The sequence below is a fragment of the Paenarthrobacter sp. A20 genome (assembly GCF_024168825.1).
Taxonomy (GTDB): domain Bacteria; phylum Actinomycetota; class Actinomycetes; order Actinomycetales; family Micrococcaceae; genus Arthrobacter.
Genome location: NZ_JALJWH010000001.1, coordinates 3426526 through 3453053, shown reverse-complemented (window position 1 = coordinate 3453053; position 26528 = coordinate 3426526). Strand labels below are relative to the sequence as shown.

Genomic DNA, 26528 nt, shown 5'->3' with positions numbered 1-26528 from the left:
GTGAAATGACCAAGCAAACAATTGAGGCTCAAAGCCTTCGCCTGGAAGAGCAGGCAATGGGGCTGTCCATTGGCGACACGCGGAGGTCGCCCGAGCGCGCGGTGACCAGGGCCCGCAAAGTACAGACCCTCCGTGAGCGGTACGCAACCCGTGCAGAGGAACTCACAGAATTTGCACACCCGCTGGATCCGCTGTCGCCTGATGAATACGAGCGGGTGGCCGCCACGGTCCGCCACGACGCCCGGTTTGAATACCACATGCGGTTCGCTTCGATCGAACTAACTGAGCCCACCAAACAGCAAATGGCCAGCGGCGCGGAAATCGAGCGACAAGCAGAGGTGCTGCTTCTCGATGGACGCCGCCGGGTGACCCACTTGCTCAGTGTCGATGTCCGCAAGGAAACAGTTCTGTCCTGGACCGACATGCCGGGCCAACAACCGGCCATCACCATCGACGAGTTCGTCGATATCGAGATAGAAACGAAGTCGGACCCTCGCGTGCAGGAAGCCTTGCGCAAGCGTGGCCTGGACCTCCAACAGCGCGCCATGGTCATGGTGGATCCTTGGTCCGCCGGCAACTTTGGGGTGGAAGAAGAGCAAGGGCGGCGCATCGCCCGCGGCGTCTTCTACATGAGATCCCAGAACGACGACAACCAGTACGCCCACCCGGTGGACGGGCTGGTGGCCCTCATCGACCTTGACACGCTGGAATTGGTGGGGCTGGAGGACGAGGACGTCTACCCGGTCCCAATGGAAGACGCCAACTATGGGGCCAAGTTCATCGACACCATGCGCGAGGACATCAAGCCCCTCGACATTGTCCAGCCGCAAGGGCCGAGTTTCACGGTCGAGGGTTGGAAGGTCAACTGGCAGAAGTGGAGTTTCCGGGTCGGCTTCAGCCAGCGTGAAGGCCTGGTTCTGCACGACATCCGCTATAACGACAACGGAAACGATCGCTCGATCATGTACCGTGCTTCCATCGCGGAAATGACCGTTCCGTATGGTGACACATCCCTCACCCAGCGTCGTAAGAACGCATTTGATGTTGGTGAATACGGGCTCGGAATGTGCGCCAACGCCTTGGAACTTGGGTGCGACTGCCTCGGCGAGATTTACTACTTCGACTCCACGGTCATCAGCGCCCAAGGTGACCTCGATCCCCGCAACAACGTGATCTGCCTCCATGAGGAAGATGCCGGGATCCTCTGGAAGCACTACGACCAGCGCACCGACAAGACCGAAGTCCGCCGCTCCCGGCGCCTGGTGATCTCGTCCATATCCACCATCGGCAACTACGAATATGGGTTCTACTGGTACTTCTATCAGGACGGCACCATGGAACTGGAAGTCAAGGCTACCGGGATCGTCCAGACCGGTGCGCTGCACGATGGAGAAACAAACCGGCACGGGACCAAACTGGGCCCGAACCTGTACGCGCCCCACCATCAGCACTTCTTCTGCGTCCGCTTGGATCCGATGGTGGACGGCATCCAGAACCGCGTTACCGAGGTCAATACCCATGCGGACCCCCTGGGACCAAGCAACCCCTACGGAAACGCCTTCTATCCGGTGAAGACAACTTTCAACACCGAGTTGGAAGCCATCCGGGACTTGAACCTGGAGACCTCCCGTTCATGGGTGATCGAGAGTTCCACTACTAAGAATGCGCTGGGCGGAACCCCCGGCTACCGGTTGGTGCCGGGTGAGAACTGCAAGCCCTACGCCCAGCCGGGATCATCCATTGCCGCCCGGGCTGAGTACATGTACCACCATCTGTGGGTGACACCTTGGAACAAGGACGAGAAGTACCCTGCCGGGATGTTCCCCAACCAGGATCCAGGGGCCGACGGACTTCAAGTCTGGACTGCGGAGGACCGGAACATCCGTGATCAGGACGTCGTCCTTTGGTACACACTGGGCCATCACCACCTGGTCCGCCCAGAGGATTGGCCAGTCATGCCCGTAGCGCGGATGGGATTCGCACTCAAACCATCGGGGTTCTTCACACAGAGTCCGGCAATCGACGTGCCACCCGCGGAGGCCGTGGGACACTGCCAGAGTCACTGTTAGAAGCACAACCGGGAGGTACCAGCCCATGTCGCCAACGAGCGAGCGTCGTAAATACGCGATTGCAGCCGCCGCCATCAAATTGTTCATCGACCGCGGGTATGACGCCGTCACGGCCGAGGAGATTGCAGCGGAGGCCGGCGTTGCGGCCCGCACGTTCTTCCGCTACTTCCCCACCAAGGAGCAGGCAGCTTTCCCCGACCACGAGGAGCGCGTCCAGCGCTTCAAGGGAGCACTGGCGGCACACGTGCTCACGGCCGACCCGATTGAGGCCGCCATCGATGTGAGCCTGGCATCGGCACACGAGTACTTCGAACAGCCGGAGCTTTACCGGCCACGGTACCGGCTGGTGCACACCGAACAAGCGCTGCGTGATCACGAACGCATCGCTGACCGTGCCTACGAGCTGGCCATCGAGGAATTCCTCGTCGGCCAGCTCGACCACCGAGGCAGCAGCGGCCAAGCCACCCAGCCGGAGACCGAACTTGCCGCTCGCATTTTCGCGGCGGGTTTGGTGGCGGCCGTTGACGGCGTCTTGGACACGTGGGCGTTCCACGAGGACGTCAACCTTCCAGCATTGCTGGACAGTGCAAGGGTTCTTGTGCGCCGGTCCGCGCACGCGCTCTTCAAAACGGCCCACACCGGTTCCTCCACAGGGGCAGAGGAAACCAGCCAGGGGCTGGTGCTGGTCATCTCAGAGGACCTCGAACTGCAGCAGCAGATCGCGGCCCTCGTCACCCGGCACCGGTCCCTGGCGCAATGACACCAGCGGCAGGCTCGCTCCCCAGGCCTCCGCGCCTTACAGCCATCAGGAGCAATAATGCAATCAAACCCCACCACGACGGAGACCGCGGGCCTCGTCCGCGACCAGGTCCGTCTCCTCCAGGAAGAACGGCTAAGGGCCCAACTCGAATACGTTCAAGGGCACTCACCGTTTTATCGGAGGAAGTTTGCCGACGCCGGCACAGCGTTCGACGCGATCCGTTCCGTCGCAGACCTGGCCGCCCTTCCGTTCACGGAAAAGTCTGAACTTCGCGAAAGCCAGCTGACTACCCCACCGTTGGGCGACCACGCGGCTGCAGCGCTGAGGGATGTAGTGAGAGTCCATGCGTCCAGCGGAACCACCGGACGGCCAAGCTACGTTGGCGTCACGGCAAAAGACGCAGACGCCTGGGCGGAGGTTGCGGCCCGTGTGTACCGCTGCCAGGGCGTCACTGAAGACGATGTGGTGATTCATGGGCTGGCGTTGGGCTTCTTCGTCGGTGGATTGCCACTGGCCGAAGGAGTGCAGCGCACCGGGGCCACCTTCGTCCCCGTTGGTATTGGCGCTACAGACCGCTTGGTACAGAGTGCACGCGACCTTGGCGCAACCGTCCTCTCCTGTACACCGTCTTTCGCGCGTTACCTCATCGACTACATGCGGAACCGACTCGGCGAGGACCCTCGGAGCCTGGGATTCCGGCGCATCCTGGTCGGAGCCGAACCCGGCGGATCCATCCCATCGGTCCGCCAGGAGATCGAGTCGGCGTTCGGCGCGGAGGTATATGAAAGCGTTGGCAATGCCGACGTCTTGCCCGTGTATTCGGCAATGTGCAACGAATTCGATGGAAACCACCTGCTCGCCGAAGACCACGTCATCTTCGAACTCATCGACCCGGAAACCGGGAACGTCATTGACTGGGCGGATGGCGCCGAGGGAGAGCTGGTCACGACACATCTTTTGCGGCAGTGCGTCCCCTTGATCCGCTTCCGCACGCGCGACCGTGTTCGCGTCAGGACCGGCGCTTGTTCGTGCGGCAGGCTGTCTCCCCGCATCACCTGCATTGGGCGAACCGACGACCTCCTCATTGTCAACGGTGTGAACGTCTGGCCCTCAGCGATCAGCGACGTCGTGTCCTCAATGGTGCCGGCCACCACGGGAGCCTTTGAGATTCTGCTGAGTCAAGAACCCCCACTTGTGGTGCCACCCCTACAGCTCCGCGTGGAGCACGGTGAGGCCGAAGATCTCTCCGCGCTCATGGCAGACCTTGAGCGGGAGCTGCGTGACCGGTTGATTGCCCGCTGCGAGGTTGAGTTGGTTCCGCGCGGCACTTTGGAACGATCAGAAGGCAAGACCCGCCTGATCCGGGTGCAGGCCGCCACAGACACAGGGGTACGCGCATGAGGTTCGAACGCGCATTTATCCCCTTGGGGGCTGCCTGGTCCACGCCGTTCAGCCGTTGGCAGGGCAGCCTGGCATCTCTGTCCAGCTTGGAACTGGCTGCCGATGTGACGCGGCGGGCGCTGGCGGACCGGGGGGTGGACTCCGCATCCCTCACCAGCATCGCGCTGGGCATGACAATTCCACAGCCTGAGGCCTTTTACGCGACGCCGACCTTGGCGTATCGGATCGGTGCGCCCGCACTGGGCGGTCCTGTGATCGCGCAAGCCTGCGCGACCTCGGCGGCCGTCGTGTCCCACGCCGCACAAACGGTCGAAGGCAGCGACGAGGATGAACTCGTGCTGGCAGTCACCGCTGACCGCACCAGCAATGGTCCCCATTTGGTCTACCCAACAGGATCCGGCCGCGTCCAGTCGGAGGACTGGGTGCTCGATAACTTTGCGCGGGATCCGCTGACCGGGAAACCGATGGTTGAGACCGCGGAGCGGGTTGCCCGCGAAGCAGGATTCTCCAGGGCGCAGCTTGACGACATGACTCTGCTTCGCTCCACCCAGTACCAGCGCGCCCTTGCAGGGGACCGGGCATTTCAGCGCCGCTACTTCGTACAGGTCGAAGTCCCCGGACCGCGTGGAAGCATCCGGATGGTTGACGCAGACGAGGGTGTCCGGGAATCCACAAAGGAAGGCTTGGCTGCCTTGGCGCCGACGGTTCATGGTGGCGTAGTGACCTCCGGGTCCCAGACCCACCCTGCAGATGGTGCGGCCGGCATGCTGGTTACAACCCGCTCCCGCGCCAGATCTCTGAGCAATCACGGGGTTGCACAGATCCTTTCTGTGGGCACGGCCCGGGCAGAGCTTGGAGCCATGCCAAAGGCACCGGTTCTTGCAGCCGGACGCGCACTTCGCGACGCTGCCATTTCACCCGGCCAGCTTGATGTGGTCACCACGCACAACCCTTTCGTCGTCAACGATCTGTGGCTATGCCGGGAGCTTGAGCTGAATCCGGACCTGCTTAACCCCTATGGGTCGAGCCTGATCTATGGGCATCCCCAAGCACCCACCGGCATGCGCGCGATAGCTGAGCTAATCGAGGCGCTGACCCTGCAAGGTGGCGGTACGGGTTTGTTCACCGGGTGCGCGGCCGGGGACAGCGCGGCAGCTGTGGTCCTTCGGGTGGATCTGGCCTCGTGATGTCGGCGCTCGACCCCTCCGAGGACCTGCTCAGCGAATGGTTCGCAGACCTGGCGGATTGGGACCGAAACCACAGCGACGGACCCGAGGTTTCGGTACGGACAGTGCCATACGGCGACCTCCCGGACCAAGTGGCCGACGTATGGCAGCTTGTGCACGAAGCATCGGACCGCATCGTTGTGAGTATTCACGGAGGATTCTTTTCCGAAGAGTACAGGCGGGAGATCCACACACCACTTTCGAGGGCCCTTGCCCGCCGGGGCTTCACTGTTTGGAACATCGAGTACCGGCGTGCGCCCCCTGGGCACGGCGGCTTCAGGGAAACCACCGATGACGTCCGCAGGGCGGTCGCCTTTGTCGCATCCGCTGAATCCAGCAGAGTCGCTGTGATCGGGCACTCCGCCGGCGGGTACCTCGCAGAGTGGGTATCGGCCTTGGAACCGGTCGACCTCGTGGTCGCCATGGCGGCAGTGACCGACCTTGAGGCATCCACACGCTCGGGCGCCGATGACGGCGCAATTTCGACCTGGCTCGGCGCCGCACCTGACCACCGCCCTGAGATCTACGAGGCGTCACGCCTGCAACACCAATGGCCAACAAACGCCAGACATGTGCTGCTTCACGGCACCCATGACCGGGCCGTCCCCGCAGCTCAAAGTCGCTGCCACGCTGCCGCCGCCTTGGCGGCAGGTGAAGACGTCTCCCTCACGACACTCACCAAAACCGGCCACTACGCATTCATCGACCCACGACAGCCAGCCTTCGAGTGTGCTGCTCAGGCGCTGGCACCCTGATTTCCCCACGACCAAATACTGCTCACCGCCACCAATGAAGGTGGTCATCTGAGAGAAAGAAGTACTTCAATGTCGAATGAAGAACATCCAGAGCAAAGAAATTCCACGCTGACCGCCCCCAGTGGTCCCGCACTCGCCAGGAATCGTCTGGGAACACTGTCGATTGCGAGTCTGGTGGTATCTGCGGTTGCCCCGGTCTCCGTCATGGCGGCCGCCACCCCGGTCATCTTCGCTGTTCACGGCTCCGCCACTCCGGCAACGTACCTCATTGCCGGAATTCTATTCGCCGTCTTCTCCGTCGGCTATGTTGCAATGAGCAGGCATATGGTCAATGCCGGCGGCTTCGTGGCATACGTCGCCAGAGCCATGGGCCCCACTGCAGGCACGGCAACAGCCGCCGTTACCTTGCTGTTCTATCTGGCAGCCTTGGTTGCCTTCTACGCGATTGCCGGCGTCGTCGCAGCAGGAACCTTCGGGCTGGAATTCAACGCATACTGGGTCACGTTCGCGGGCATCGCGATCGTCGGAGTCCTTGGCTACCTGGGGATCTCAGTGAACGTCAAGCTCCTGGTGCTGCTGCTTGCAGTCGAGGTAGCGGCATTGGGAATTGTGGACGTAGCCCTGCTGGTTCAAGGTGGACCGCAGGGATATTCATTGGCTGGCTTCGACCCAGCTGTGATCATCGGCCCCGGCTTCGGAGTAGCCCTTCTGCTGTCCATGACGTGCTACAGCGGGTTGGAGGCAACCGTGGTTTTCTCGGAAGAAGCCCGGGACCCCCGCCGCACCATTCGCCGGGCAGTCTACGTCTCGCTGGGCTTCGTCACGGGCTTCTATGCAGTGACAAGCTGGTTGATCACCGTCCATGTCGGCCCCGATGCAGTTCAGTCCATCGCGGCTGAGGATCCCGCGGGCTTCTTTTTCGCCGTCGTGGAAAGCGCCATGGGGCCCGGCTTCACCCGTTTGCTGGAAATCCTGGTGGCAACAAGCTTCCTGGCACTGTTCATCGGCTTCCAGAGCATGATTTCGCGTTACGTCTTCGCTCTTGCCCGCGCAGGAGCGCTGCCCCGACGGTTGGGCGCCACGAAGGGCGGTAACGGCAACCCGGCAGCAGCCTCCCTGGCGGTGACAGGAACAATCGCCTTAGCTATGTTGGCCTTTACCCTGGCCGGGGCAGACCCTGTGGCCGTCACTTACAGCTGGCTCGTGGGCTTGGGCACGGTAGGGTTGCTGGCCGTCCTTTCCCTGGTCAGCGTCTCCATTCTCATCTTCTTCTCACGACACGAAACCGCAGGAAATGCGTGGGCAACCCGGATCGCTCCGGCCATTGCCGCGATCGGAATGATCTGCGTCCTGGTGCTCGCCATCCAGAATTACCAGTTCCTGGGGGCCACGGATGAGACCGCGCGTTGGCTGCTCTTGCTGATTCCAGGTGCCGCCGCCATCGGTTGGGCGTACGCTGCCCAACGCCGTCGCAAGGGACTGGTACTTGACTACGCCACGGATCTGGGCGGCTGATTCATGGATGAGACCCTGTCCCATGCCGCTCCTCCAGCGACGGCACGGAACCTCTGCCGGCCACGTCCGGCCGCCGCGTTGCCCATCAAGCGGGCAGAAGTGTTGGGGCGCCACGCACGTTGGACCGCCGCAGCAGCGTCCGTCGGAATCGCAGCCCACCTGGGGATGGTCTCGGCCGGAGACTGGATGATCACCATGGGTCTCTGCATGGCTTTCGTATGCGTCCCTTGCGCATGGGTCATGTGGCGCGCCCCCTCTCTACGTACGGCCCGGATGCTTGTGGGAATGTCCCTGGCAATGGCTCTCCTCCACGTGGCCCTCGTACTGGGCGCGACGTCCCCGACGGGACACGCGCATGCCGGAGCAGAGCCCTTGAGCGAGGTGGTTGCGGCTCATTCCCCCCATGTCCTCCCGGCTTTGGGAGTTGTGGGCGCCGACTTCATCGTGGCTTGGCTTTCTGCGAGCTGGCTTCGAAGGGCTGGGTCTTTGACGCCTGAAATTCACCGCAATCAGGACGCCTGTCTCAACCTTGTGCCTGAACCCCATCAGGCACCGTCTTAGGATGCCGGTCCCCGTCACCAATTCGTCGACGGGGACCGGAAACAGCAGCGGACGGTCGGGACGCGGGAAGAACCTGTGACCACCCAGGAAGGTCTGAATCCCATGCCCCCACCTTGGTGCCGTCGTCGGGCAGTCCGGCGGCGGCCAGAGGTGGCCAGCGTCCGGTTTGGCCAAGTCCACGAGTAGAGGCCCAAGAGTGTTGATGTCGACGTCAATGGGATGAGCGCCGCCCTGCCTCAGAGATAATCCGCACCCCGTTCTCGTGCAATTTCCAGAAGCGTTGAGTGGAAAGCCACCTCCGCAGGCGCATACACCTTGTCCTGGCGCTGGGCAAGGAGTACCCGTCGCTGTGGCGCGTCAGCTCCAAGGCTGAGGATCCTGACATCCGGATGCTGCAGGGCGACCGCTGTCTTGGGAACCATCGCCACCCCCATCCCGACGCTGACCATGGCTTGGGCCTCCTGGTAATCGTTGGCCAGGAATCCAATGCTCGGCTCAAAGCCGGCGTCGTGGGCGGATCGGTGAAGTACCTCCACCACCGGGTGGGCCTCCGCACGGACTATCCACGACTCCGTTCGGAGCTCTTTCATGGTCACTTGATCACGGTCAGCGAGGGGGTGCCCCTTGGCCACCAGAATCACCGTGCTCTCCTGGAAGACTTCGGTGATTCGAATGGACTCATCATTGAAGCGGTTCCATGGGTAGTCCCACAGCAAGCACAATCCGGTCACTCCGGACTCCAGGTCCGAGACGAGCTCGTCGAATCGGGCGCTGCGCACCGAGAGGCCGATCGCAGGATAGCGCTTCTTGAAGGCGCGGATCACCAAGGGCAAGAATGAACCGGCCAAGGTGGGAAACGTACCGACTGTCAGCGATCCCCGCTTCAGGCCGGCGATTTGGCCAAGGTCGGACCGGGCCGCGCGCATCTGTCCTACGATCTTTCGCGCGTGTCCTGCCAACACCTGACCGGCCTCAGTGGGAACCACTCCGCGGGATCGGCGATTCAAAAGTGGCTGCCCCACTTCCTGCTCCAGCTTCCGCAACTGCTGCGAGACGGCCGAGGGCGAATACATCATGATGTCAGCCGCCGCCGTGATGGACCCTTGTTCCACCACCTCCACCAGGAGGGCGAGCCGCCGGATATCGAATAAATCCACATTCTCATCCTTAAGCAATGCTTCATCCTTCCTCGTATTTGGTTCATTCTATGCAGTTAACCGTTCGTAGGGGCTGTTTTAGAGCCCAATCGATACGAGCAGGAACGCAAGAGAAGATCCCTGGAGACTGCTGCGACTGTGAATGAAGCAAGTCTTCACTCCCCCTAATCTATCCAACATTGTCTTCATATGTGATCCGCATCATCCTCGTAATAGGCCACAGATTCACAAAGAGCCACGGGAAGCAGGGAACACCATGAAGATAGAAGCCGAATGGATGCGCGGAGGCACCAGCAAGTGCTGGGTCTTTGAAACGGACCATCTGGATAAGGCACACGCCAAACTGGATGATCTCCTGCCCCGGCTCTTCGGGAGTCCGGATTCCCGCCAAATTGATGGGGTGGGCGGAGCTACCTCGACTACAAGCAAAGCAATGATCCTCAGCCGATCTGCAGTAGAGGACGTCGACGTCGAATTCACCTTCGCCCAGGTGGGGATCGAAGAGGCCGCTGTCGATTGGGGCAGCAACTGCGGCAACTGCTCGGCAGTTGTGGGTCTCTACGCCATCGAAAAAGGGTGGGTTGTGCCCACCGGCGATTCCACGCGCATCGTCACACGCAACACCAACACCGGCCAGATCATCATTCAGCGGGTCTCAACTCCAGCCGGCGCCCTGCCGATCGTTCCGGATGCGCAGATGCCCGGCGTCGTGTTTCCCGGATACAGAGTAGGTCTCGGCTTCCAGGATCCTGCCGGCAAGACCACGGGAAAACTGCTGCCCACCGGCGCAGCAACCGACACAGTCGTGGCCGGCGGAACAAGCTGGACCGTCTCGATGGTCGACGCCGGAGCGCCAGTCGTGATTGTACGCGCCGAAGAGTTGGGGCTGGACACCGCCCGCTTCGACACATGGAAGGCCGGCGTTGAACTGCAGTTGGACACCCTGGATCTTATCCGTCGCCAGGCCGCAGTCCGCATGGGAATGGCGGCAACGCCCGCTGACGCCGCGCGGGCAGTCCCCAAGCTTGCAATCGTCGGACCCCCTACGGGGCCGGACGCAGAAGACGACGTCAACGTCATGATGCTCTCCATGGGTAAACCGCATCCTGCCCTGGCCATCACCGGCAGCATTGCCCTGACTCTCGCCGCCCGAACGCCCGGCACTGTGCTCAACACCATTACAGGCAGGACATCGGAAGCAGTCCTGAGACTCAGGACACCTGCCGGGGTCATCGAAACCTGGAGCGAGGAACACGAAGGGACCCTTCTGGTGGGCGTGGACCGGACAGCCCGCACCATCGCGACCAGCATCATCCACCTCCCGGAGACTCTCGGCAACGCAGTCGAAGCCTCACTAGCAACAGCCACTCGATGAGGAGAAACCACCATGGCTAAGACTATTTACCAACCAGCTCCCGAGGCAGAGAGCGACATCCGGGAAGAACGTTCCCCGCGACCCATTAACCGCCGCCGTATCCTGCTGATAACGGTTGCCGCTTCCGTCATCCTGGGTCTGGTTGCCATCCTGTTCGGGGGTGCCATCTTCAACCCGGCGGCTACCCCGGAATCGGAGCCGACCATGACCGCCACCCAGATCATCCCGCTGGTCATCCTCGTGGTGATGTTTGTCGTCGCCACCAAATGGCCCTTGAACATCGGTGTGATGGGACTCGTAGCCTCCTTCGGCGTCGGCTACTTCATGCTCGGCATGACCGACAAGGAGATCCTGGCCGACTTCCCCGCCAACATCGTGATCACTATCATCGGCGTCACGTATTTCTTCAGCATGGCCCAGCGGAACGGGACCATCGACATCATTGTCCAGAACTGCGTCCGGCTTGTGCGCGGCAAGACGTTGTTACTGCCGTGGGTCTTCTTCCTCCTGGCAGCGTCCCTGACCGCGTTGGGCACGTTCTCCCCCGCCGCCGTCGCATTGCTGGCCCCTGCCGCCATCGGCTTGGCCTACGAATCACGCATCCACCCCGTCCTCATGGGCGCCTTCATTATCAACGGAGCCCATGCAGGCGGCTTCTCCCCACTCTCTGTCGCCGGAGTCCTGGTCCACGACATCGCGGTGAAGAACGGCTTCCCGATCTCCCAAGGCGCCCTCTTCGCTTCCAGCTTCACCTTGAACCTCATCCTGTCAGTCGCGACCGTGGTGCTGTTCGCCCTCCTGGGAAAACTCCGCGACGGCGCCACGGGCCAGCACGCCGATCTGGAGACACGCAAGACCCGGCCCCACGGCCAGCAGATCCTCACCCTGGCACTCATCGTCGCCATGCTCGTCTGCGCCCTGGGTTTCCACATGCCAATCGGTTTCGTGGCCCTCTCCGCCGGGCTCCTGCTGGCACTGGTCAACATCAAGGAACACCGAACCTTCATCGGCGGAATTTCCTGGTCAACCGTCCTGCTCGTAGCCGGAATGATCACCTACGTTTCCCTGCTGCAACACGTAGGGGTCATCGACACCCTCGCCGAGCAAGCCCTTGCACTCGGCGCACCGCTCCTGATCGCCCTGGTGCTCTGCTACGTCATCGGCGTCGGCTCAGCCTTCGCCTCGTCCACCGCACTTCTGACCGCCTTCATCCCCTTGGCTGGTCCCCTGCTGGCAACGAGCTCACTCAGTGCGTCGGGAACGGTGGCCGCCCTAGCCATCGCCGCAACCGTCGTCGATGTTTCGCCGTTTTCCACCGACGGCGCCCTGGTGGTGGCCAACGCCCGCGAAGACGACCGTCAGCGCGTCTACAAGCAGCTCATGATGTACGCCGGCGGAGTAGTCCTGGTGGCACCCGCACTTGCGTGGGCCTTGTTGGTACCAACCGGCATCATGTAAGCATCATTGCCCGAAAGGCTGCCGGCATCATTGATCGGCCGGCGTGGGGTTTGCGCCTTGCACACCATCGCAACAGGTAGCCCGAGAGACGGGCGCAAAAGCGCAAAGACTCACACATCCCAGGCAGGGCCGCCACACCGGCGGCCCTGCCTGGGGTTTTGTACGGGACCTCGTGAACGGCGGCAATGATTCCGACGAACGAGGTCTGCATTCAAGCGAGGTGCGGAGCAATGGGTGCTCAGCGGCGGCACCCTCGATCTCGTGTCCCAGACCCGGTCGCATCTCGAGCGGATAGCGCCAACGATCCTTGTCAGCGGCGCCACAGTCGATCTATCGAAGCCACCGTCAAGATCTTCCTCATCATCCATGAGAGCCGAAAGACTTCCACAGCCCGCACCCGGCGAGCAGCTGGACCCGCACAGCACCACTTTGGTTTCCGGGAACACTTAGGCATCGCACGGGCGTCTTGTTCGCGCCGAGTTCAGTAAGGTGGAGAAGACCCCGGAGTGAGGACCACCCAGATGCCCACCAATGCCAGCAAGACCACCGTGGATCGACACTACGACCTGGTCATCATCGGCACCGGGTCGGGGAACTCCATTCCCGGACCTGAATTCGACGACCGGTCGATCGCGATCATCGAGAAAGGGCCGTTCGGCGGAACCTGCCTGAACGCAGGCTGCATCCCGTCGAAGATGTATGTGCACACCGCCGACACCGCGCTGGATATTGTTGAGTCCGGGCGCCTGGGCCTTCAAGCCACGGTCGACTCGGTGGACTGGCCGGGCATCGTCAACCGGATCTTCGAGAACCGCGTCGACCCTATCGCCGCCGCCGGTGAGGAATACCGCCGTGGCCCACAGTCCCCGAACATCGACGTCTATGACCAGCACGCCGTCTTCGTCGGAGAACGCACCTTGCGCACTGGCCAAGGCGCCCAGCAGAGAACCATCTCCGGTGACCAGGTGGTTATCGCTGCAGGGTCCCGGCCGTTCATCCCCGATGCCATCACCGCGTCGGGCGTGCGCTACCACACCAACGAAGACATCATGCGGCTCCCGCAGCTACCCAAGTCCTTGGTTATCATCGGTGGTGGCTACATCGCCATGGAGTTCGCCCACGTCTTCGAGGCCCTGGGCACGGACGTCACGATCATTGCCCGCTCCACGCTCCTGCGGAACCTCGACGATGACCTGCACCACCGGTTCAACACCGTGGCAGCCGACCGTTTCGACGTCCGGTCCGGCCGGACCACCATCGGCGCCGATCAGACAGACCGGGGCATCACCGTCAGGCTCGACGACGGCTCCTCCGCCACCGGGGAGGTACTGCTGGTCGCCACCGGGCGCATCCCCAACGGGGACCTGCTGGACCTGCCAGCCGGCGGAATCGAGATGACAAACGACGGGCGCATCAAGGTCGATGAGTATGGTCGGTCAACCTCCGCCGCAGGTATCTGGGCCCTCGGCGACGTCTCCTCGCCCTACATGCTCAAACACGTGGCCAACGCCGAGATGCGGGCCGTGCGACACAACCTGCTGAACCCGGATAACCTGCAGGGAATGCCGCACGACCACGTCCCCGCCGCTACCTTCAGCCACCCCCAGATCGCCACCGTCGGTATGACCGAATCCCAGGCGCGCGACCACGGCCACAAGGTCACGGTCAAGGTCCAGGACTACGGGGACGTCGCCTATGGCTGGGCCTTGGAGGACACCACCGGTATCTGCAAACTCATCGCCGACCAAGACACCGGCAAGCTCCTCGGCGCCCACTACATGGGCCCGCAAGCATCAACCCTGATCCAGCAAATGATCACCGTCCTGGCCTTCGACCTCGACGTCCGCGAGTTTGCAGCCAAGCAATACTGGATCCACCCCGCACTACCCGAAGTCACCGAAAACGCCCTGTTAGGCCTCACCTTCAGATCCTGACGTCGCCCTGCCTTGGTTGGCCGGCCTGCCCGGCGTTCCGTCAAGTACGTGGCGCTGCCGTCACCAGGCGCGACAGCTCGGTCCCCGGTGCCGCGAGCCGGTCCACAGTGTCGAAGATGAACTGCTGCATTGCGGCGGTAGCCGCTGAAGGCCCGACGTCGTTGCGACGGGCAAGGTTGACGGTCCGCGTCAGGGAGGGACGAACCAAACGTGCACTGCGTAGCCCGGGACGGTCGATGACCACCATCGCCGGCACGACCGCCACGCCCAACCCGCGTTCCACAAACCGAAGTACGGCGTCCATTTCCCCACCCTCGACGGCAATCAGGGGCTCGAAACCGGCCGCGGCGAACGCAGCATCTGTCGCCACGCGCAGCTCATAGCTGCGGTTGAAGGCCACTTGCGGCACGCCTGCGAGTGCTTCGAGCGTGAATTCTTCCGGCGACCCCGATGTGGCGGCGGAAATGACCACCAGTTCCTCGGAGAGGAGCGGGACCAACTCAATGCCGGGAGCAGAGGGGTCTGTTCCGCGCGTGACCACCAGGGCCAGATCCAGCGTGCTTTCGTTAAGCGCTTCAACCAGAAAACGCGAACCGCCTTCAGTGATGTGCAATTCCACTCCCGGATGGGCGCTGCGGAAAGCGGCCAGCACATCGGCCACCAGCGAAACGCACAGCGTAGGTGGTGCACCAAGGCGAACGCGGCCGCGGCGCAATCCCGCAAGCTCCTGAATCTGGTCCTGCGCTGCCTGCGCGTCGCCGAGCATGCGGCGGGCAATGGGCAGGAGCAGCTCTCCCGCATTGGTCAGCGTGACCCCTGCAGGTCGACGGTCAAAGAGCGCCGTACCGAGATGGGCCTCCAGTGTGGCGATCTGTCGGCTCAGTGACGGCTGAGCGAGATACAGTTCCTCGGCCGCGCGTGTGAAATGCCCTACACGGGCGACCATCTCGAAGGAACGCAACTGGTCTAATTTCATGGTCATAGCATAAACGCATCAGCCTGAGCAGGATAATTCATTGGAGACATCGATGAACTCCTCCTACCGTTGTTGATATGAACCCTTCTTCAGCTCCAGAACGTCTCTTGTCCACTTCAGTGCTGGTCATCGGCACCGGCGGCGCCGGGCTGCGCGCCTCGATTGAACTCGCCCAGCGAGGAGTGCAGGTGCTGGCTGTAGGTAAGCGTAGAAAGCACGATGCACATACGAGTCTGGCCGCCGGGGGCATCAACGCCGCCTTGGGCACCATGGACCCGGAAGACAGCTGGGAGCAGCACGCCGCCGACACCTTGCGGGAGTCGTACTTCCTGGCCGACCCGACCATTGTCGAAACGGTTGCGCGGCACGCTGCCCGCGGTATCGAGGACCTTGAACAATGGGGGATGCCGTTTGCTCGCGAAGAGGACGGCCGCATCTCCCAGCGCTTCTTCGGCGCGCACAAATACCGCCGCACTGCCTACGCCGGGGACTACACCGGGCTGGAGATCCAGCGCACGCTGATGCGCCGGGCGGCCGAGTTGAGCATTCCCATCATCGACACCGTGTACATCACCCGGCTGCTAGTCGCCGACGGCACCATATTCGGCGCCTATGGATTCGACGTCGTAGACGGCACCCCTGTGCAGATCCACGCCGATGCCGTCATCCTGGCCGCCGGCGGCCACACGCGCATCTGGCGCCACACCTCCTCACGACGCGACGAGAACACCGGCGACTCCTTCAGACTGGCCGCCCTGGCTGGTGCCCGGATACGTGACGCAGAACTGGTCCAGTTCCACCCCTCAGGCCTGCTGGACCCGGACGACGCCGCGGGCACATTGGTCTCCGAAGCGGCACGCGGAGAAGGCGGCATCCTCACCAACGCACTCGGTGAGCGCTTCATGGAACGTTACGACGCCGAGCGGATGGAGCTCTCCACCCGGGACCGGGTTGCCCTTGCCGGCTTCACCGAGGTCGCAGAAGGCCGTGGGACTGCGAAGGGCGGCGTCTACCTGGACGTCTCCCACCTGCCTCGGGAGACCATCATGAAAAAACTGCCCCGGGTCTACCGCACCCTGATCGACCTTCAAATGCTGGACATCACCACTACCAAGATCGAGATCGCGCCCACCGCCCACTACTCCATGGGCGGAGTCTGGGTAGCACCGGAGGACCACGGAACGGGAGTGAATGGACTGTACGCCATTGGAGAAGCATCCTCGGGCCTGCATGGAGCCAACCGTCTCGGTGGCAACTCACTGATCGAACTACTCGTCTACGGGCGCATTACCGGCGAGCACGTGGCCGAATACGTGCGTTCGCGCACCGATGTCCGTCGGGATCCGGCAGCGGTCGGGCTGGCCCGCAACGAAATGCAGGGCCTGCTGAACGGAAAGGGTACGGAGTCAGCGCGTCGGTTGCAGCGTGAACTGCGCAATGTCATGACCGAACATGCCGGTGTGGTGCGCACCGAGCAGGGGCTGCAAGAGGGACTGCGGAAGCTGGCCGATCTGGAGGAACGGGCCCGTTTCGTTACGGCACACCCGGACATCGCGGGGTTCGACGACCTGGCCCACGCCTACGACCTGCTGGGATCGCTCCTCGCCGCGCGGGCCACCTTGGAGTGCGCGCTTGAGCGTCGCGAAACCCGCGGTGCCCACAACCGGGCAGACTTCCCAGCACTTGATCCGTCACTGCAGGGCAACTTTGTTTGGTCCCCAGGCGAAGGCGTCAGCTTCGAAACGCTGGCCCCGGCTCCAGACTCCTTCCGAGCCTTGGCCGAGGCCCACACCGAGGACTCCGTCGCTGGCAAGCTTGTCGAGTGAGGCATGAAGCTGCCGCATTCCGGTTCGAGGGCCGATACCGGTTGCCTATTGCGTCGGGAACGCAGAAGACTGATCTTCACATGCGCCAGATTGCCAAGGCGGTTTTATACGGCAGGGCGGGGACACATGATCATCGCTTTGGCGTCCGGCGTAAATCAATACGGGGCGCATAGCCCCGCCGCCGGCTGACCACGATGACTCCCCGCCGAACAGTCCACGTCGTGACTACCTGCCCAGATTCTTAGCCTTCAGCCTAAAAACTACGGGCCAACCACTCTCCATTAGTGGTCCACAGAAAGCCCACGCAGTGCAGCCGCACTGCGTGGGACCGTGGTGTCCCATTTCGGCGTCAGCTCCGATTCGCTCGATACCTCATGGGCGGAGCGGTGGCTGCGGAACCACGTGATGGGAAAGATCCCCGGAGGACGCCATGATTCTCAGTAACGTCCTCGGCAGCGACGTGTAGAACAGCAATGGCGAGAGACTCGGACGTCCGGTTCGCCCTGGACTCCGCCCCAAAAACAACTGCTCAGCCAAGCCAGGTTGGTCGGCATCATAGTGAGCTTGCGGTCGGCATCATCGTTCCTGGCATACGAACGCCAAGGGCTGACGCAGCCCTTGGCGTTCGCGCAGCTCCTGGGCCGGTACCACAGAGGATCGTTCCTGGCGCAATGGAAAGACATCGCCCGGATGGGGGGCCGCGTCACGTGATACTTCATTCGGGTTTTGCGGCCTGCGATGCGCGGCTGACGCGATAGGACCCCGAGGACCTTGCCGCTAGGCACGACGTGGGCAGGTCGACCCATAAACAACATCGCAATAGGTCAGGCCTGCCATATTCCCAGCCACCGCGGAAGCGGGTATGTCGCGACCGCCGTCACTGAGGGACCGCCCCGCTCTCAAATCGCTGCCCAATTGCCTGTTTGCGGGATGCTCTGGGTCGTTCTGACCCTATCCGTTGAAGATCGATTCGCGCTCGCTGACCTATACCTCTTCATCGCTAAAACTACGCCCAGGAAAAGTGATTCATTCGTGGGCGGCAAGTCCATGGCTGAGGGCGTGGGCCAACAGAGCGCTGGCCGTCCATCGCATCGAGGCGGTAGCCTCTTCTCGACTCAGACCACCAATATCGGTCAGCCACACCAATGACTCGATTCCAATGGCACTCCTGATGGCCAGGACGAGCCGGTGAATCTGGGCCTCCGTCAGTGTCCCTTCAAGGGGTGTGAGGGCTTCGGTGATCCAGGCGATGGCCCGTCCCTGCCGGAGGGGAAGACCGTTGCCATCAGAATCAGTTTGCTCCAGCGAAAGCCTCAGCATGGTGCGTTGCTGGGATTCGGTGTCCACGATGATCCTGATGAATTCCGAGACCACTGCGTCCAACCGCTCCTTCACGCTTTCCGGATGCGGCACCGGCAACAGTGATGCCCGGCTGGTTTCCGGATGCGCGGCGGCGAGCAGCTCCCGCTGGCCCGGGAAGTACCTATAAGCGGTACTCCTCGCGATCCCGGCGGCCTGCGCGGCGTCGTCAACAGTGGGTGAAATCCCTGATGCGACGAGTGTGCGGGCAGCCTCAACAAGGGCGTCAAACGTGCGCCGCTTCTGCCCCGTCCTTCCGACCTCAACATAACCTCTTGACATGTCATTCATGGTACATGAGTCTTGTTATGGGACATGTGTCTCACAAGTCTTCCTTTTGACCATTGAGGCGAACACCATGGAGACGAACAAGACCGCATCAGCAATCGTCCGACAGCCAGGAGAAGGTTCCCGACGTTGGTTCTATGGCGGAGGAGTGCACACCTGGAAGGCGACCGAAGACGAAACCGGTGGAGCCTTCCTTCTTTTTGAAGACGAGATGGCTCTCCATAAGGTCACTCCCCTGCACACCCATCCTGACGCCGACGAAACCATGTACGTCCTGACCGGGGAAATCCTGATGCACATGGACGGAACCGAGCATAGGCTCTCCGCGGGTGGCGTGGCGATTGCACCACGCGGCGTTCCCCACGCCTTCAAGGTCCTTCAGGACGGAACCCGAGTCCTGTGTCTCCATACCCCAGGAAGCGCGCAAGCTTTTTACAACGAGGCCAGCGAGCCGCTCGCTCCCGGAATGGATGACGGGGAGGTGGACTTCAATCGCATTCGAGAGTCAGGGAGGCTCAATGGCGGTATCCACATCATCGGCCCGCCGCCTTTTCCCGAGCCCGGGATCTGACCGGTGATCGGGTCCGGACCCCGGCCCAATATGATGTGGGCAGCAATGAGGCACCATTGACTCCTGCCCGGAGTACCTGACAGGGCTTCGACAGCTCATCGCCGTGAGACCTCGTTCCCGGCTTTACTGCCTTCCGGAATGGGGCATGCGGTGGCACGATGCCTTCATGACCAACAATGACCCGGGAAAACCCCGTGCTGCTGCACCTCAGTTCTTTCTGGAGCCGATCATCCAGCAGATCCATCTGCCGGCTGGAGTAGCCGGGGCTTTGGAGTTGGACTTTGACGTTCGATGCTTTCTTGCGGGGGGCGCGTCCGGGCTGGTTCTGATCGACGCAGGGCTTGAAGGCAGCGCATCGGCGATAGAACAGGCGCTGGGACGCCTCGGAGCGGAATGGGCGGACATCACGGATCTCGTCCTGACCCACTCGCATCCAGACCATGTCGGCGGGTTGGCAGAAGTGGCCTCAAAAGCGCCCGCAGCGGCCATCTGGGCCGGGGGGCCCGACATCCCCACAATCCCATCAGATACACTCATCCGCCCGCTCTCGGACGGGGACCATGTCCGCGGAATGCGCACCCTACTGACACCAGGACACACAGCCGGTCATCTCAGTCTGCTCCACGACGACTCAGGCGTCCTGTTCGTCGGGGACACAGTAGGCACAACGAACGGGGCCATGACACGTGGTCCTTCCCAGTTCACGGCGGATGCCGCCGAAGCTGAACGTTCACTGCTCAAACTCAGCCGGTTGGAACCAACAAGAATGATTTTCTCGCATGGACCCGAGGTCCCCGACCCGGTCGCTCAACTCCGCCGGCTCCTTGACCAATCCGTGCGGGACTGAATCGGGTGGGCGAACGCAACGGCTCACAGACCCTGGACCACCTCCCCCATATTCCTTCTTAATGCCGCGCCGACTATACGGACAAAAACCAACCCCAAAAGCACTCGGTCAGCCGTACAGCTGACGTCTCACGTGGAAATGGCCCTCCAAACGGGGTGCTTGCTTATCGGTGTCATCTCGCTATCGCCACGGGTCGACGCATAAAGCCCGGCGGAACGTCCCCACGGGAAAGAGTCGGTTCCAACCAGTTAGCTCACTGCCCTGATCTTCTTCAGGTGCAGCCCCCGGCAAGGGATCGCCGCTGAGACGAGGTCTTGGCTGTGTTGGTGCTGCGGATCGGCGAAGAACTTCTTGGTGCCGGTCAGTTCCACCAAGCGACCTTGGAAGAGGACAGCAACCCGCTGGCACATGTGCCGCACCACGTCCATGTCGTGGGTGATGACAATAAGGGTCATTCCGCGCTCCCGGTGGAGGCGCTGAAGCAGATCCAGAATGGTCCGCTGGGTCAGCGCGTCCAGGGCGGATGTGGCTTCGTCGCAGATGAGCACTTCGGGTTCCATCAGCAGTGCCCTGGCGATCGTGACGCGCTGCAACTGGCCACCGGAACATTGACTTGGGTGCCTGTCCAGCAGGTCAGGGTCCAATTCGACCTCCACCATAGCCGCTTCGAGCCGCTGGCTCCGTTCAGCAGATGTCAGTTCCTTGCGCGGTCGGAGCGGCGCTTCAAGGCTGGCGCGCAGCGTCATCCGGGGGTCAAAGGAATCGTGTGGTTCCTGGAACACCAGCTGCACGGCAGTGGGGGCACTCGTTGCCCCTGCGGCGAGGGCCCTGGTGATACTTCCCCCGCTGATTCCTTCCAGTCCAACAATGGCCCGGGCAAGGGTACTCTTCCCGGATCCGGATTGGCCGAGAACACCCAGGATCTCACCCTGCTTCACATCGAGGGAGACCGAGTCCAAGGCTGGACGCTCACGGCCACCCCAAATCCGACGTTTGCCGGAGCCGAAGTGCTTGACCACATTAGTTAGTGTCAGGACGCTACGCCCGGTTGCCGCGGTGTCAGCGGTGCTGGTCGGTGTCAGGTTGGACGCGTCCAGGAGTTTGCGCGTGTAGGCAGTCTTGGGACTTCCCAGCACAGCTTCGGTGGCGCCCGATTCCACGATCCCTCCGGCCTCCATCACCAACACCCGATCGGCGAAGGCGGCCACGGAGGCCAGGTTGTGCGTGATGTAAAGGATCCCCAACCCACGCTGGATCCGTTGCCGGTCGAGCAACTCCAGGATTTGCTGCTCCAGTACCTTGTCCAGCGCGGAGGTCGGCTCGTCGGCCAGCAGGATCTCGGGTTGGCCAGCCAAGGCCACGGCCGTCATGGCACGCTGCGCCATGCCACCGGACAACTGGTGCGGGTACGCCCGGGCCCCCCACGCAGGGTCCTCAAAGCCGACGTCGGCCAGCAACTCGTGCACCTTCGCATCAGCAGCCCTGCCCCGAAGGCCGACGTGGACCTTCAATGGCTCCTTAAGATGCTTGCCGATGGTTCGGTTCGGGTTGAACATCCTTTTGGGTTGCTGGAACAGCATCCCAAGTCGACCGCCCCGGATGCGATTCAGCTCTGCCTCGGGCGCGCTGCCCACGTCCACACCACCGTGCCTGATGGAGCCGGACGCAATCTGCAATTGCCCAGGCAACAACTGCAGTATGGACCTGGCTGTCATGGTCTTGCCGGAGCCCGAACCACCCACCAATGCGACGAACTCGCCCGGCTTTACGGAAAAACTCACCTTGGAAAGCACAGTCCGCTGTGTTGCGGTGCTGCGAACAGTCAGGTCCTCAACGATGAGTTCAGACATGCTGGCCCTCCGCCACAAGAACGTCCACGGGTTCACCGGTCCGACGTGATGCCCGCTGGCCGATAAGGGTCACACACAATGCCACCAGGAAGATGGCGAGGCCGGGAGCAAAGATGCCCCACGGCGCCCTCTCCGCATACGGCTGGGCGGCAGCCAGCATCGATCCCCAGTCAGACTGCGGCGGTTGGACGCCAAGCCCCAGGTAAGACAAGGCACCCACGCTGATCAGCAGTTGCCCGAAGCGCAGCGTCGCCTGCCCCAGCATTGGTGCGGCCAGATGCGGCAGGATGTGCCGGACCACAATGAACGACGGCGAACAACCGACCACCCGCGCTGCTTCCACGAAGCCGCGTGCCGAGATGTCATAGGCCAGAGTCCGGGCCAGCCGCGCAAACGGCGTCCACCCTGTCACGGTCAGCGCCACCAACAGCGACGTGAAGCCGGTCCCCATCGCAGCCACAATGAAGAGCGCCACCACCATCTCAGGCAACGCGAGCAGGACGTCATTGGTGCGGGTGAAGAACTCATCCATCCAGCCTTTGCGGCGGGCGCTGAGGACACCGATCACCAAACCTATGACGCCGGTGAGCACGGTGGCCAGTGCGGCAACCAGCAAAGAGAAGCGACCGCCGTCGAGCAAGCGGCTGAGGGTGTCCCGCCCGAGGTGGTCCGTTCCCAGCCAGTGCGTGGCGCTGGGCGGTGCAAGACGTTCGGCGAGGTTTTGATCATCCGGAGGGAAAGGTGCCAGCCATGGCGCAGCTGCCACGGCTACAACTATCAGGACGAGAATCACGACGGCGGCGGCGTCGATCGCTGAACGGTTACGCAAGGGCGCCACTCACTTTCGGGCTCAGGATCCGGTGCAGGAAATCGGCAAGTGTGGTGATCGCGACAGCCAACGCCACTACCACTACCACGCCTCCTTGGGCCAGGGGGATGTCGCTGTTGACCACGGCATCAAACAGGAGCCTGCCCATGCCTGGTATCGCGAAGATCACCTCCACAATGACCGAGCCTCCCAGCAGCCCCGCGAACCACACCGCGAACAGGGTGGACAACGGGACCAGGCCATTGGGAACAACGTGCCGCATGACGGTTTGCACGTGGCTCAGCCCCCGGGCTCGTGCGGCGGAGATGTGTTCTGCTTCGAGGGCATCAATCATTCCCGAGCGCACAACCGATGTGAAGAAACTAATGGGCCGTAATGCCAGCGTCACCGCCGGCAGGACGATGGACGAGGCCGTGTTCCAACCTGCAGAAGGCAGCCAGGACAATTTGAGGGCGAACAGGAGCACCAACAGCGGAGCCAGCCAGTATTCAGGCATTGCGATGAAGGACTGGGTAACCGTAGTGATCAATTTGTCGGTTCTACTGCCTTGTTTCAGCGCGGCCACAATCCCCAAGGGCAGCGACACCACCACCGCGGCGCCCAGGGCGACGATCACCAGGCTGAGGGTAATGCCCAACGCGGGCATCACCTGGTCAACCACGGGTGTCCTGCTGATATGGGATAGCCCCATATCCCCCCTGAAGAAGTCACCCAGCCACCTCAGGTACTGGACGTGAAGGGGATCGTTGAGTCCCAGGCTCTCACCCAAGGCTCGAACGGTGGCGTCATCCACCACGTCCTCGGCGACGCGGGAGCGGATGATCTTCCGGACAGGATCGCCCGGGGTGACGTAGGGAATCAGGAAAACAGCAAAAGACGACAGCAATACGGCGACCATGAGGGTCGCCGTCCGCTTCGCAAGGAACGTGATCATGCGATTTTGGTTTGTCGGTCTCAGTTCTCTGGCTAGGAGCCGGATTTGGCCGTTTGGGCGGTCAGGACGTAGCGGGAAAGCGGATCCTGGACGTAAGACAGGACGTTGCTGCGAACGGCGTCGGTGGCCTGTTCATTGACGAGCCAGAGGTTTACCGCCTGGTCATCCAGCAGCTGACCGGCCTTGGCATACAGCTTGTAGCGTTCCTCTGTGCTGGAGGTACGGGCTGCTTCGGTGACGATCGCGTCGTATTCTTCGCTGCAGAAGTGGCTGAGGTTGTACGTGCCTTTGCAGGTGTAGTCGGCCGTCAGGAAGCCAATGGGATCGGCAATGTCAATGAGCCGGTTGCGCTGGCTAAGGATCATGTCGTAGTTCCCGGCTAGAACATCGGGCTCTGCGGAGGCGTATTCCTTGGCTTGGATACTGACCGGGACACCGATGCTCTTCAGGTTGTCCTGGATGACTGTAGCAACGTCGGCGAACTCTGCACGCTCTACGATCGCGATGATTTCCAGCGGCTTCTCCGTCGTGTATCCCGCACTAGCGAGAAGCTTCTTCGCTTCTTCAACGTTCTGCTTTGGTGAGCTCGCATTGGTTGACGCCCACGGTTCTGAAGGCGCATAGGGTCCGGCGGCCGGAAGTGCAGCGCCCTCGTAAACGCTGGCGGCCAACGCCTCCAAGTCGAGTGCCGAGCGTAATGCCTTGCGGAAATCGATGTTGTTGAATGGAGCCTTGCCGTTGTTCATATACAGCGTGGCCGTGCGCGGTGAGTCTGCCTTCAGCACGGAGACTCCGGGGGCATTCCCAAGCGTGGACAGGGCAGATGCCGGGATGGACAGGGAAATGTCTGCCTCGCCGGTTTGGACTTGCGCCGCGCGTGTTGCGCCGTTCGTGATGAAGCGGACCTCCGCCCCGGCAAGCTGCACTTCTCCGCCCCAATAATTTTCGTTACGGTCCAGCGTCAGAGACTGCTTGGCTTTCTCCGAAACCGGAGTGAACGGGCCGGTGCAATGACCGAAGGGATCAACAGTGGCGCCTGCATAAGCCGCAGAAGCCAGAATGCCGGTGTTGACGCTCGCAAGGCGGAACGGCACGAGTGGGTCCTCCTCGGGCGTGGTCACGCGAACAGTCTTGGCATCGATTGCTTGGACAGCACTAACAACGCTGGGGCTGAACGCCCTGGCAGGCACTTTTGCCTTGAGAACGTGGTTCAGGGAAGCGGCTATAGCTTCGGCGGTGAGATCGGTGCCGTCCTGGAATTTCACGCCATCACGGACGGTGAAGTCCCATTCCAGCGGTGAGGTCTGCTTCCATTCCGTAGCAAGGAAGGGAACCACTTTTCCCTCGGCGGAATCGTACTTGGTGAGGGTTTCCAAGCAGCCGGACAATGACAGGATGTACGCGGCGTCGGACTCGGGGGCCCAGTTGGCCACGGGTGCGCGGAAGTTATCCACGACGATGCGCTGGTTGGTGTCCGCCAACTTCTCGGTGGTCGTCGGCTGGCCGCCACTGAGGCCACAACCGGAAAGAGTGAGGAGGGCTGCCAGCCCAAGGGCTGCCGTGGATCGGCCGGGAGTGCGCAAAGGGAACCGCCTGCTGTTTATGCCCGAACGGGAGGGGCATGGGAGAGAGTGAAGAATATTTAGGTTAGCCTTACCTAGCCACCTGCGGGAAATAACGCTAGCGGGCCGACGTAACAACACTCCCGGTCCCGCGTAACAGTGTGTTCGAGCCCACGGGCAGTGTTTTAGAAGGTGTCGGCGTCGATGACGAACCGGTATCGGACATCGCTCGCCATTACCCGCTCGAAGGCTTGGTTAATCTGGTGCGCCGGAATGACTTCCACCTCCGCTCCGAGCCCGTTGGCCGCACAGAACTCCAGCATTTCCTGGGTTTGGCGGATGCCACCCATTTTGGAACCCGTGAGGTTTCGTCGCATTCCAATGAGGGACCACGCACGCTGGCTCAATGGTTTCGAGGGAAGGCCCACAAGGACCATGGTGCCGCCCATGGAGAGTAAGGACAGGTAAGCATCCATGTCGATGTCCGCAGAGACGGTGTTGATGATCAGGTCCAACTGGCCCTTCAAATATTCGAAGGTTGTGGCTTCGGACGTTGCGTAGTAGCGATGTGCGCCGTGCCGGAGGGCGTCCTCCTGCTTCTTCAATGATTGGCTGAGGACTGTCACTTCGGCTCCCATCGCAGAAGCGATCTTGACGCCGATGTGGCCAAGTCCGCCCATACCGATGATGGCCACGCGTTTCCTTGGCCCTGCCCGCCATTGACGCAGCGGCGAGTACATGGTGATGCCCGCACACATCAGGGGCGCCGCGGCTTCGAGGGAAATGCCGTCGGGGATGCTCAGGACGTAGTTCTCGTCCACCACGATGCTTGTGCTGTAACCTCCGGCAGTTGGAAGGCCGTCCCGGCCAAACGAGTTGTAGGTGCTCGTTGCCCCCTGCAGACAGTACTGTTGCCCCTCTTCACGGCAGTTGGCGCATTCCCTGCAGGAATCAACAAAGCAACCTACCCCAACCCGGTCCCCCACTGAGTGACTGGTGACCTTTCGGCCGGTAGCTTGCACCACGCCGGTGATCTCGTGACCAACCACAAGAGGGTACTTAACTCCTGCCCAGTCGCCGCGTGCAGCGTGGATGTCGGAATGGCAGATCCCGGTGAACCTGATGGCGATCAGCACATCGAAGTCACCGGGATCCCGTCGTTCCACGGCGCCAGGCCCAAGGTCCGATGTTGGAGAGGAAACGACATAGGCCTTGGCGTTGATTGGCATACCACTGGGTCTTTCCGTGTCTTCGGGGCTGGGCACACGCCGCCCG

22 protein-coding genes are annotated in these 26528 nt (G+C 62.1%); 14 read left to right on the top strand and 8 right to left on the bottom strand.

Annotated elements, in window-relative coordinates:
* Positions 1-5: 5 nt before the first annotated feature.
* The 7 genes from J3D46_RS15910 (at position 6) to J3D46_RS15880 (ending at position 8287) form a co-directional block, all read left to right on the top strand.
* Positions 6-2069 (top strand): primary-amine oxidase, encoded by a 2064-nt coding sequence (locus J3D46_RS15910; RefSeq protein WP_253468162.1) that lies wholly within the window; start codon positions 6-8, stop codon positions 2067-2069.
* 25 nt (positions 2070-2094) lie between these two features.
* Positions 2095-2829 (top strand): TetR family transcriptional regulator, encoded by a 735-nt coding sequence (locus J3D46_RS15905; RefSeq protein WP_253468161.1) that lies wholly within the window; start codon positions 2095-2097, stop codon positions 2827-2829.
* Positions 2830-2886: 57 nt separating this feature from the next.
* A complete protein-coding gene (locus tag J3D46_RS15900) occupies positions 2887-4230 on the top strand; it encodes a phenylacetate--CoA ligase family protein (protein WP_253468160.1) in 1344 nt (447 codons plus the stop codon).
* Positions 4227-5417, top strand: coding sequence for a thiolase family protein (locus J3D46_RS15895; protein ID WP_253468159.1), 1191 nt, complete (start codon positions 4227-4229; stop codon positions 5415-5417). Before J3D46_RS15900 ends, J3D46_RS15895 begins: the two co-directional genes overlap by 4 nt.
* Complete coding sequence (locus J3D46_RS15890) at positions 5417-6211, top strand: S9 family peptidase (RefSeq protein ID WP_253468158.1); 795 nt, start codon at positions 5417-5419, stop codon at positions 6209-6211. The genes J3D46_RS15895 and J3D46_RS15890 overlap by 1 nt, the downstream gene beginning before the upstream one ends.
* A gap of 69 nt (positions 6212-6280) precedes the next feature.
* Positions 6281-7726, top strand: a complete 1446-nt coding sequence (locus J3D46_RS15885; RefSeq protein ID WP_253468157.1) for an APC family permease — start codon at positions 6281-6283, stop codon at positions 7724-7726.
* Between the two features lie 3 nt (positions 7727-7729).
* A complete protein-coding gene (locus tag J3D46_RS15880) occupies positions 7730-8287 on the top strand; it encodes a hypothetical protein (RefSeq protein ID WP_253468156.1) in 558 nt (185 codons plus the stop codon).
* A gap of 236 nt (positions 8288-8523) precedes the next feature.
* Here J3D46_RS15880 and J3D46_RS15875 read toward each other — a convergent pair whose 3' ends face one another.
* The gene (locus J3D46_RS15875; RefSeq protein WP_231340965.1) at positions 8524-9462 is read right to left on the bottom strand and encodes a LysR family transcriptional regulator; all 939 of its coding nucleotides are present in this window, start codon (positions 9460-9462) and stop codon (positions 8524-8526) included.
* A 238-nt stretch (positions 9463-9700) separates the two neighbouring features.
* Here J3D46_RS15875 and J3D46_RS15870 point away from each other — a divergent pair, with 238 nt between their 5' ends.
* The 3 genes from J3D46_RS15870 (at position 9701) to mtr (ending at position 14211) form a co-directional block, all read left to right on the top strand.
* Positions 9701-10819: a PrpF domain-containing protein gene (locus J3D46_RS15870; RefSeq protein WP_253468155.1), complete on the top strand. Its 1119-nt coding sequence runs from the start codon at positions 9701-9703 to the stop codon at positions 10817-10819.
* Between the two features lie 12 nt (positions 10820-10831).
* Entirely contained in the window at positions 10832-12277 is a 1446-nt protein-coding gene (locus J3D46_RS15865; protein ID WP_253468154.1) for an SLC13 family permease, read from the top strand.
* Between the two features lie 521 nt (positions 12278-12798).
* Positions 12799-14211, top strand: a complete 1413-nt coding sequence (gene mtr / locus J3D46_RS15860) for a mycothione reductase (RefSeq protein WP_253468153.1) — start codon at positions 12799-12801, stop codon at positions 14209-14211.
* 40 nt (positions 14212-14251) lie between these two features.
* Here mtr and J3D46_RS15855 read toward each other — a convergent pair whose 3' ends face one another.
* Positions 14252-15193 (bottom strand): LysR family transcriptional regulator, encoded by a 942-nt coding sequence (locus J3D46_RS15855; RefSeq protein WP_253468152.1) that lies wholly within the window; start codon positions 15191-15193, stop codon positions 14252-14254.
* A 71-nt stretch (positions 15194-15264) separates the two neighbouring features.
* Here J3D46_RS15855 and J3D46_RS15850 point away from each other — a divergent pair, with 71 nt between their 5' ends.
* Both J3D46_RS15850 and J3D46_RS15845 read left to right on the top strand, forming a co-directional pair.
* A complete protein-coding gene (locus tag J3D46_RS15850) occupies positions 15265-17013 on the top strand; it encodes an L-aspartate oxidase (RefSeq protein WP_253468151.1) in 1749 nt (582 codons plus the stop codon).
* A 564-nt stretch (positions 17014-17577) separates the two neighbouring features.
* Entirely contained in the window at positions 17578-17724 is a 147-nt protein-coding gene (locus tag J3D46_RS15845) for a hypothetical protein (protein ID WP_253468150.1), read from the top strand.
* Between the two features lie 315 nt (positions 17725-18039).
* Here the strand turns inward: J3D46_RS15845 and J3D46_RS15840 are convergent, their stop codons facing one another.
* Positions 18040-18654: a TetR/AcrR family transcriptional regulator gene (locus tag J3D46_RS15840; protein ID WP_253468149.1), complete on the bottom strand. Its 615-nt coding sequence runs from the start codon at positions 18652-18654 to the stop codon at positions 18040-18042.
* A gap of 76 nt (positions 18655-18730) precedes the next feature.
* Between J3D46_RS15840 and J3D46_RS15835 the strand changes: the two genes are divergently transcribed.
* Together J3D46_RS15835 and J3D46_RS15830 are read left to right on the top strand one after the other, a co-directional pair.
* Positions 18731-19231 carry a cupin domain-containing protein gene (locus tag J3D46_RS15835; RefSeq protein ID WP_253468148.1) on the top strand — a complete coding sequence of 167 codons (501 nt, stop codon included), beginning with the start codon at positions 18731-18733 and terminating at the stop codon, positions 19229-19231.
* Positions 19232-19397: 166 nt separating this feature from the next.
* Positions 19398-20078: an MBL fold metallo-hydrolase gene (locus J3D46_RS15830; protein ID WP_253468147.1), complete on the top strand. Its 681-nt coding sequence runs from the start codon at positions 19398-19400 to the stop codon at positions 20076-20078.
* Positions 20079-20326: 248 nt separating this feature from the next.
* Here the strand turns inward: J3D46_RS15830 and J3D46_RS15825 are convergent, their stop codons facing one another.
* The 5 genes from J3D46_RS15825 to J3D46_RS15805 form a co-directional block, all read right to left on the bottom strand.
* Positions 20327-21928, bottom strand: coding sequence for an ABC transporter ATP-binding protein (locus J3D46_RS15825; RefSeq protein WP_253468146.1), 1602 nt, complete (start codon positions 21926-21928; stop codon positions 20327-20329).
* Complete coding sequence (locus J3D46_RS15820) at positions 21921-22766, bottom strand: ABC transporter permease (RefSeq protein ID WP_253468145.1); 846 nt, start codon at positions 22764-22766, stop codon at positions 21921-21923. The genes J3D46_RS15825 and J3D46_RS15820 overlap by 8 nt, the downstream gene beginning before the upstream one ends.
* Entirely contained in the window at positions 22750-23691 is a 942-nt protein-coding gene (locus tag J3D46_RS15815; RefSeq protein ID WP_253468144.1) for an ABC transporter permease, read from the bottom strand. The genes J3D46_RS15820 and J3D46_RS15815 overlap by 17 nt, the downstream gene beginning before the upstream one ends.
* Positions 23692-23723: 32 nt before the next feature.
* Positions 23724-25274 (bottom strand): ABC transporter substrate-binding protein, encoded by a 1551-nt coding sequence (locus J3D46_RS15810; protein ID WP_253468143.1) that lies wholly within the window; start codon positions 25272-25274, stop codon positions 23724-23726.
* Positions 25275-25438: 164 nt separating this feature from the next.
* Positions 25439-26482 carry an NAD(P)-dependent alcohol dehydrogenase gene (locus tag J3D46_RS15805; protein WP_253468142.1) on the bottom strand — a complete coding sequence of 348 codons (1044 nt, stop codon included), beginning with the start codon at positions 26480-26482 and terminating at the stop codon, positions 25439-25441.
* Positions 26483-26528 lie beyond the last annotated feature (46 nt).

Excerpts from the sequence above, each read along its gene's own strand:
- J3D46_RS15895 (WP_253468159.1), top strand. The coding sequence starts at position 4,227 with ATGAGGTTCGAACGCGCATTTATCCCCTTGGGGGCTGCCTGGTCCACG.
- J3D46_RS15850 (WP_253468151.1), top strand. The coding sequence starts at position 15,265 with ATGAACCCTTCTTCAGCTCCAGAACGTCTCTTGTCCACTTCAGTGCTG.
- J3D46_RS15890 (WP_253468158.1), top strand. The coding sequence starts at position 5,417 with ATGTCGGCGCTCGACCCCTCCGAGGACCTGCTCAGCGAATGGTTCGCA.
- J3D46_RS15865 (WP_253468154.1), top strand. The coding sequence starts at position 10,832 with ATGGCTAAGACTATTTACCAACCAGCTCCCGAGGCAGAGAGCGACATC.
- J3D46_RS15805 (WP_253468142.1), bottom strand. The coding sequence starts at position 26,482 with ATGCCAATCAACGCCAAGGCCTATGTCGTTTCCTCTCCAACATCGGAC.
- J3D46_RS15880 (WP_253468156.1), top strand. The coding sequence starts at position 7,730 with ATGGATGAGACCCTGTCCCATGCCGCTCCTCCAGCGACGGCACGGAAC.
- J3D46_RS15815 (WP_253468144.1), bottom strand. The coding sequence starts at position 23,691 with ATGATCACGTTCCTTGCGAAGCGGACGGCGACCCTCATGGTCGCCGTA.
- J3D46_RS15900 (WP_253468160.1), top strand. The coding sequence starts at position 2,887 with ATGCAATCAAACCCCACCACGACGGAGACCGCGGGCCTCGTCCGCGAC.
- J3D46_RS15910 (WP_253468162.1), top strand. The coding sequence starts at position 6 with ATGACCAAGCAAACAATTGAGGCTCAAAGCCTTCGCCTGGAAGAGCAG.
- J3D46_RS15835 (WP_253468148.1), top strand. The coding sequence starts at position 18,731 with ATGGAGACGAACAAGACCGCATCAGCAATCGTCCGACAGCCAGGAGAA.
- J3D46_RS15855 (WP_253468152.1), bottom strand. The coding sequence starts at position 15,193 with ATGACCATGAAATTAGACCAGTTGCGTTCCTTCGAGATGGTCGCCCGT.
- J3D46_RS15840 (WP_253468149.1), bottom strand. The coding sequence starts at position 18,654 with ATGTCAAGAGGTTATGTTGAGGTCGGAAGGACGGGGCAGAAGCGGCGC.
- J3D46_RS15825 (WP_253468146.1), bottom strand. The coding sequence starts at position 21,928 with ATGTCTGAACTCATCGTTGAGGACCTGACTGTTCGCAGCACCGCAACA.
- J3D46_RS15870 (WP_253468155.1), top strand. The coding sequence starts at position 9,701 with ATGAAGATAGAAGCCGAATGGATGCGCGGAGGCACCAGCAAGTGCTGG.
- J3D46_RS15905 (WP_253468161.1), top strand. The coding sequence starts at position 2,095 with ATGTCGCCAACGAGCGAGCGTCGTAAATACGCGATTGCAGCCGCCGCC.
- mtr (WP_253468153.1), top strand. The coding sequence starts at position 12,799 with ATGCCCACCAATGCCAGCAAGACCACCGTGGATCGACACTACGACCTG.
- J3D46_RS15830 (WP_253468147.1), top strand. The coding sequence starts at position 19,398 with ATGACCAACAATGACCCGGGAAAACCCCGTGCTGCTGCACCTCAGTTC.
- J3D46_RS15885 (WP_253468157.1), top strand. The coding sequence starts at position 6,281 with ATGTCGAATGAAGAACATCCAGAGCAAAGAAATTCCACGCTGACCGCC.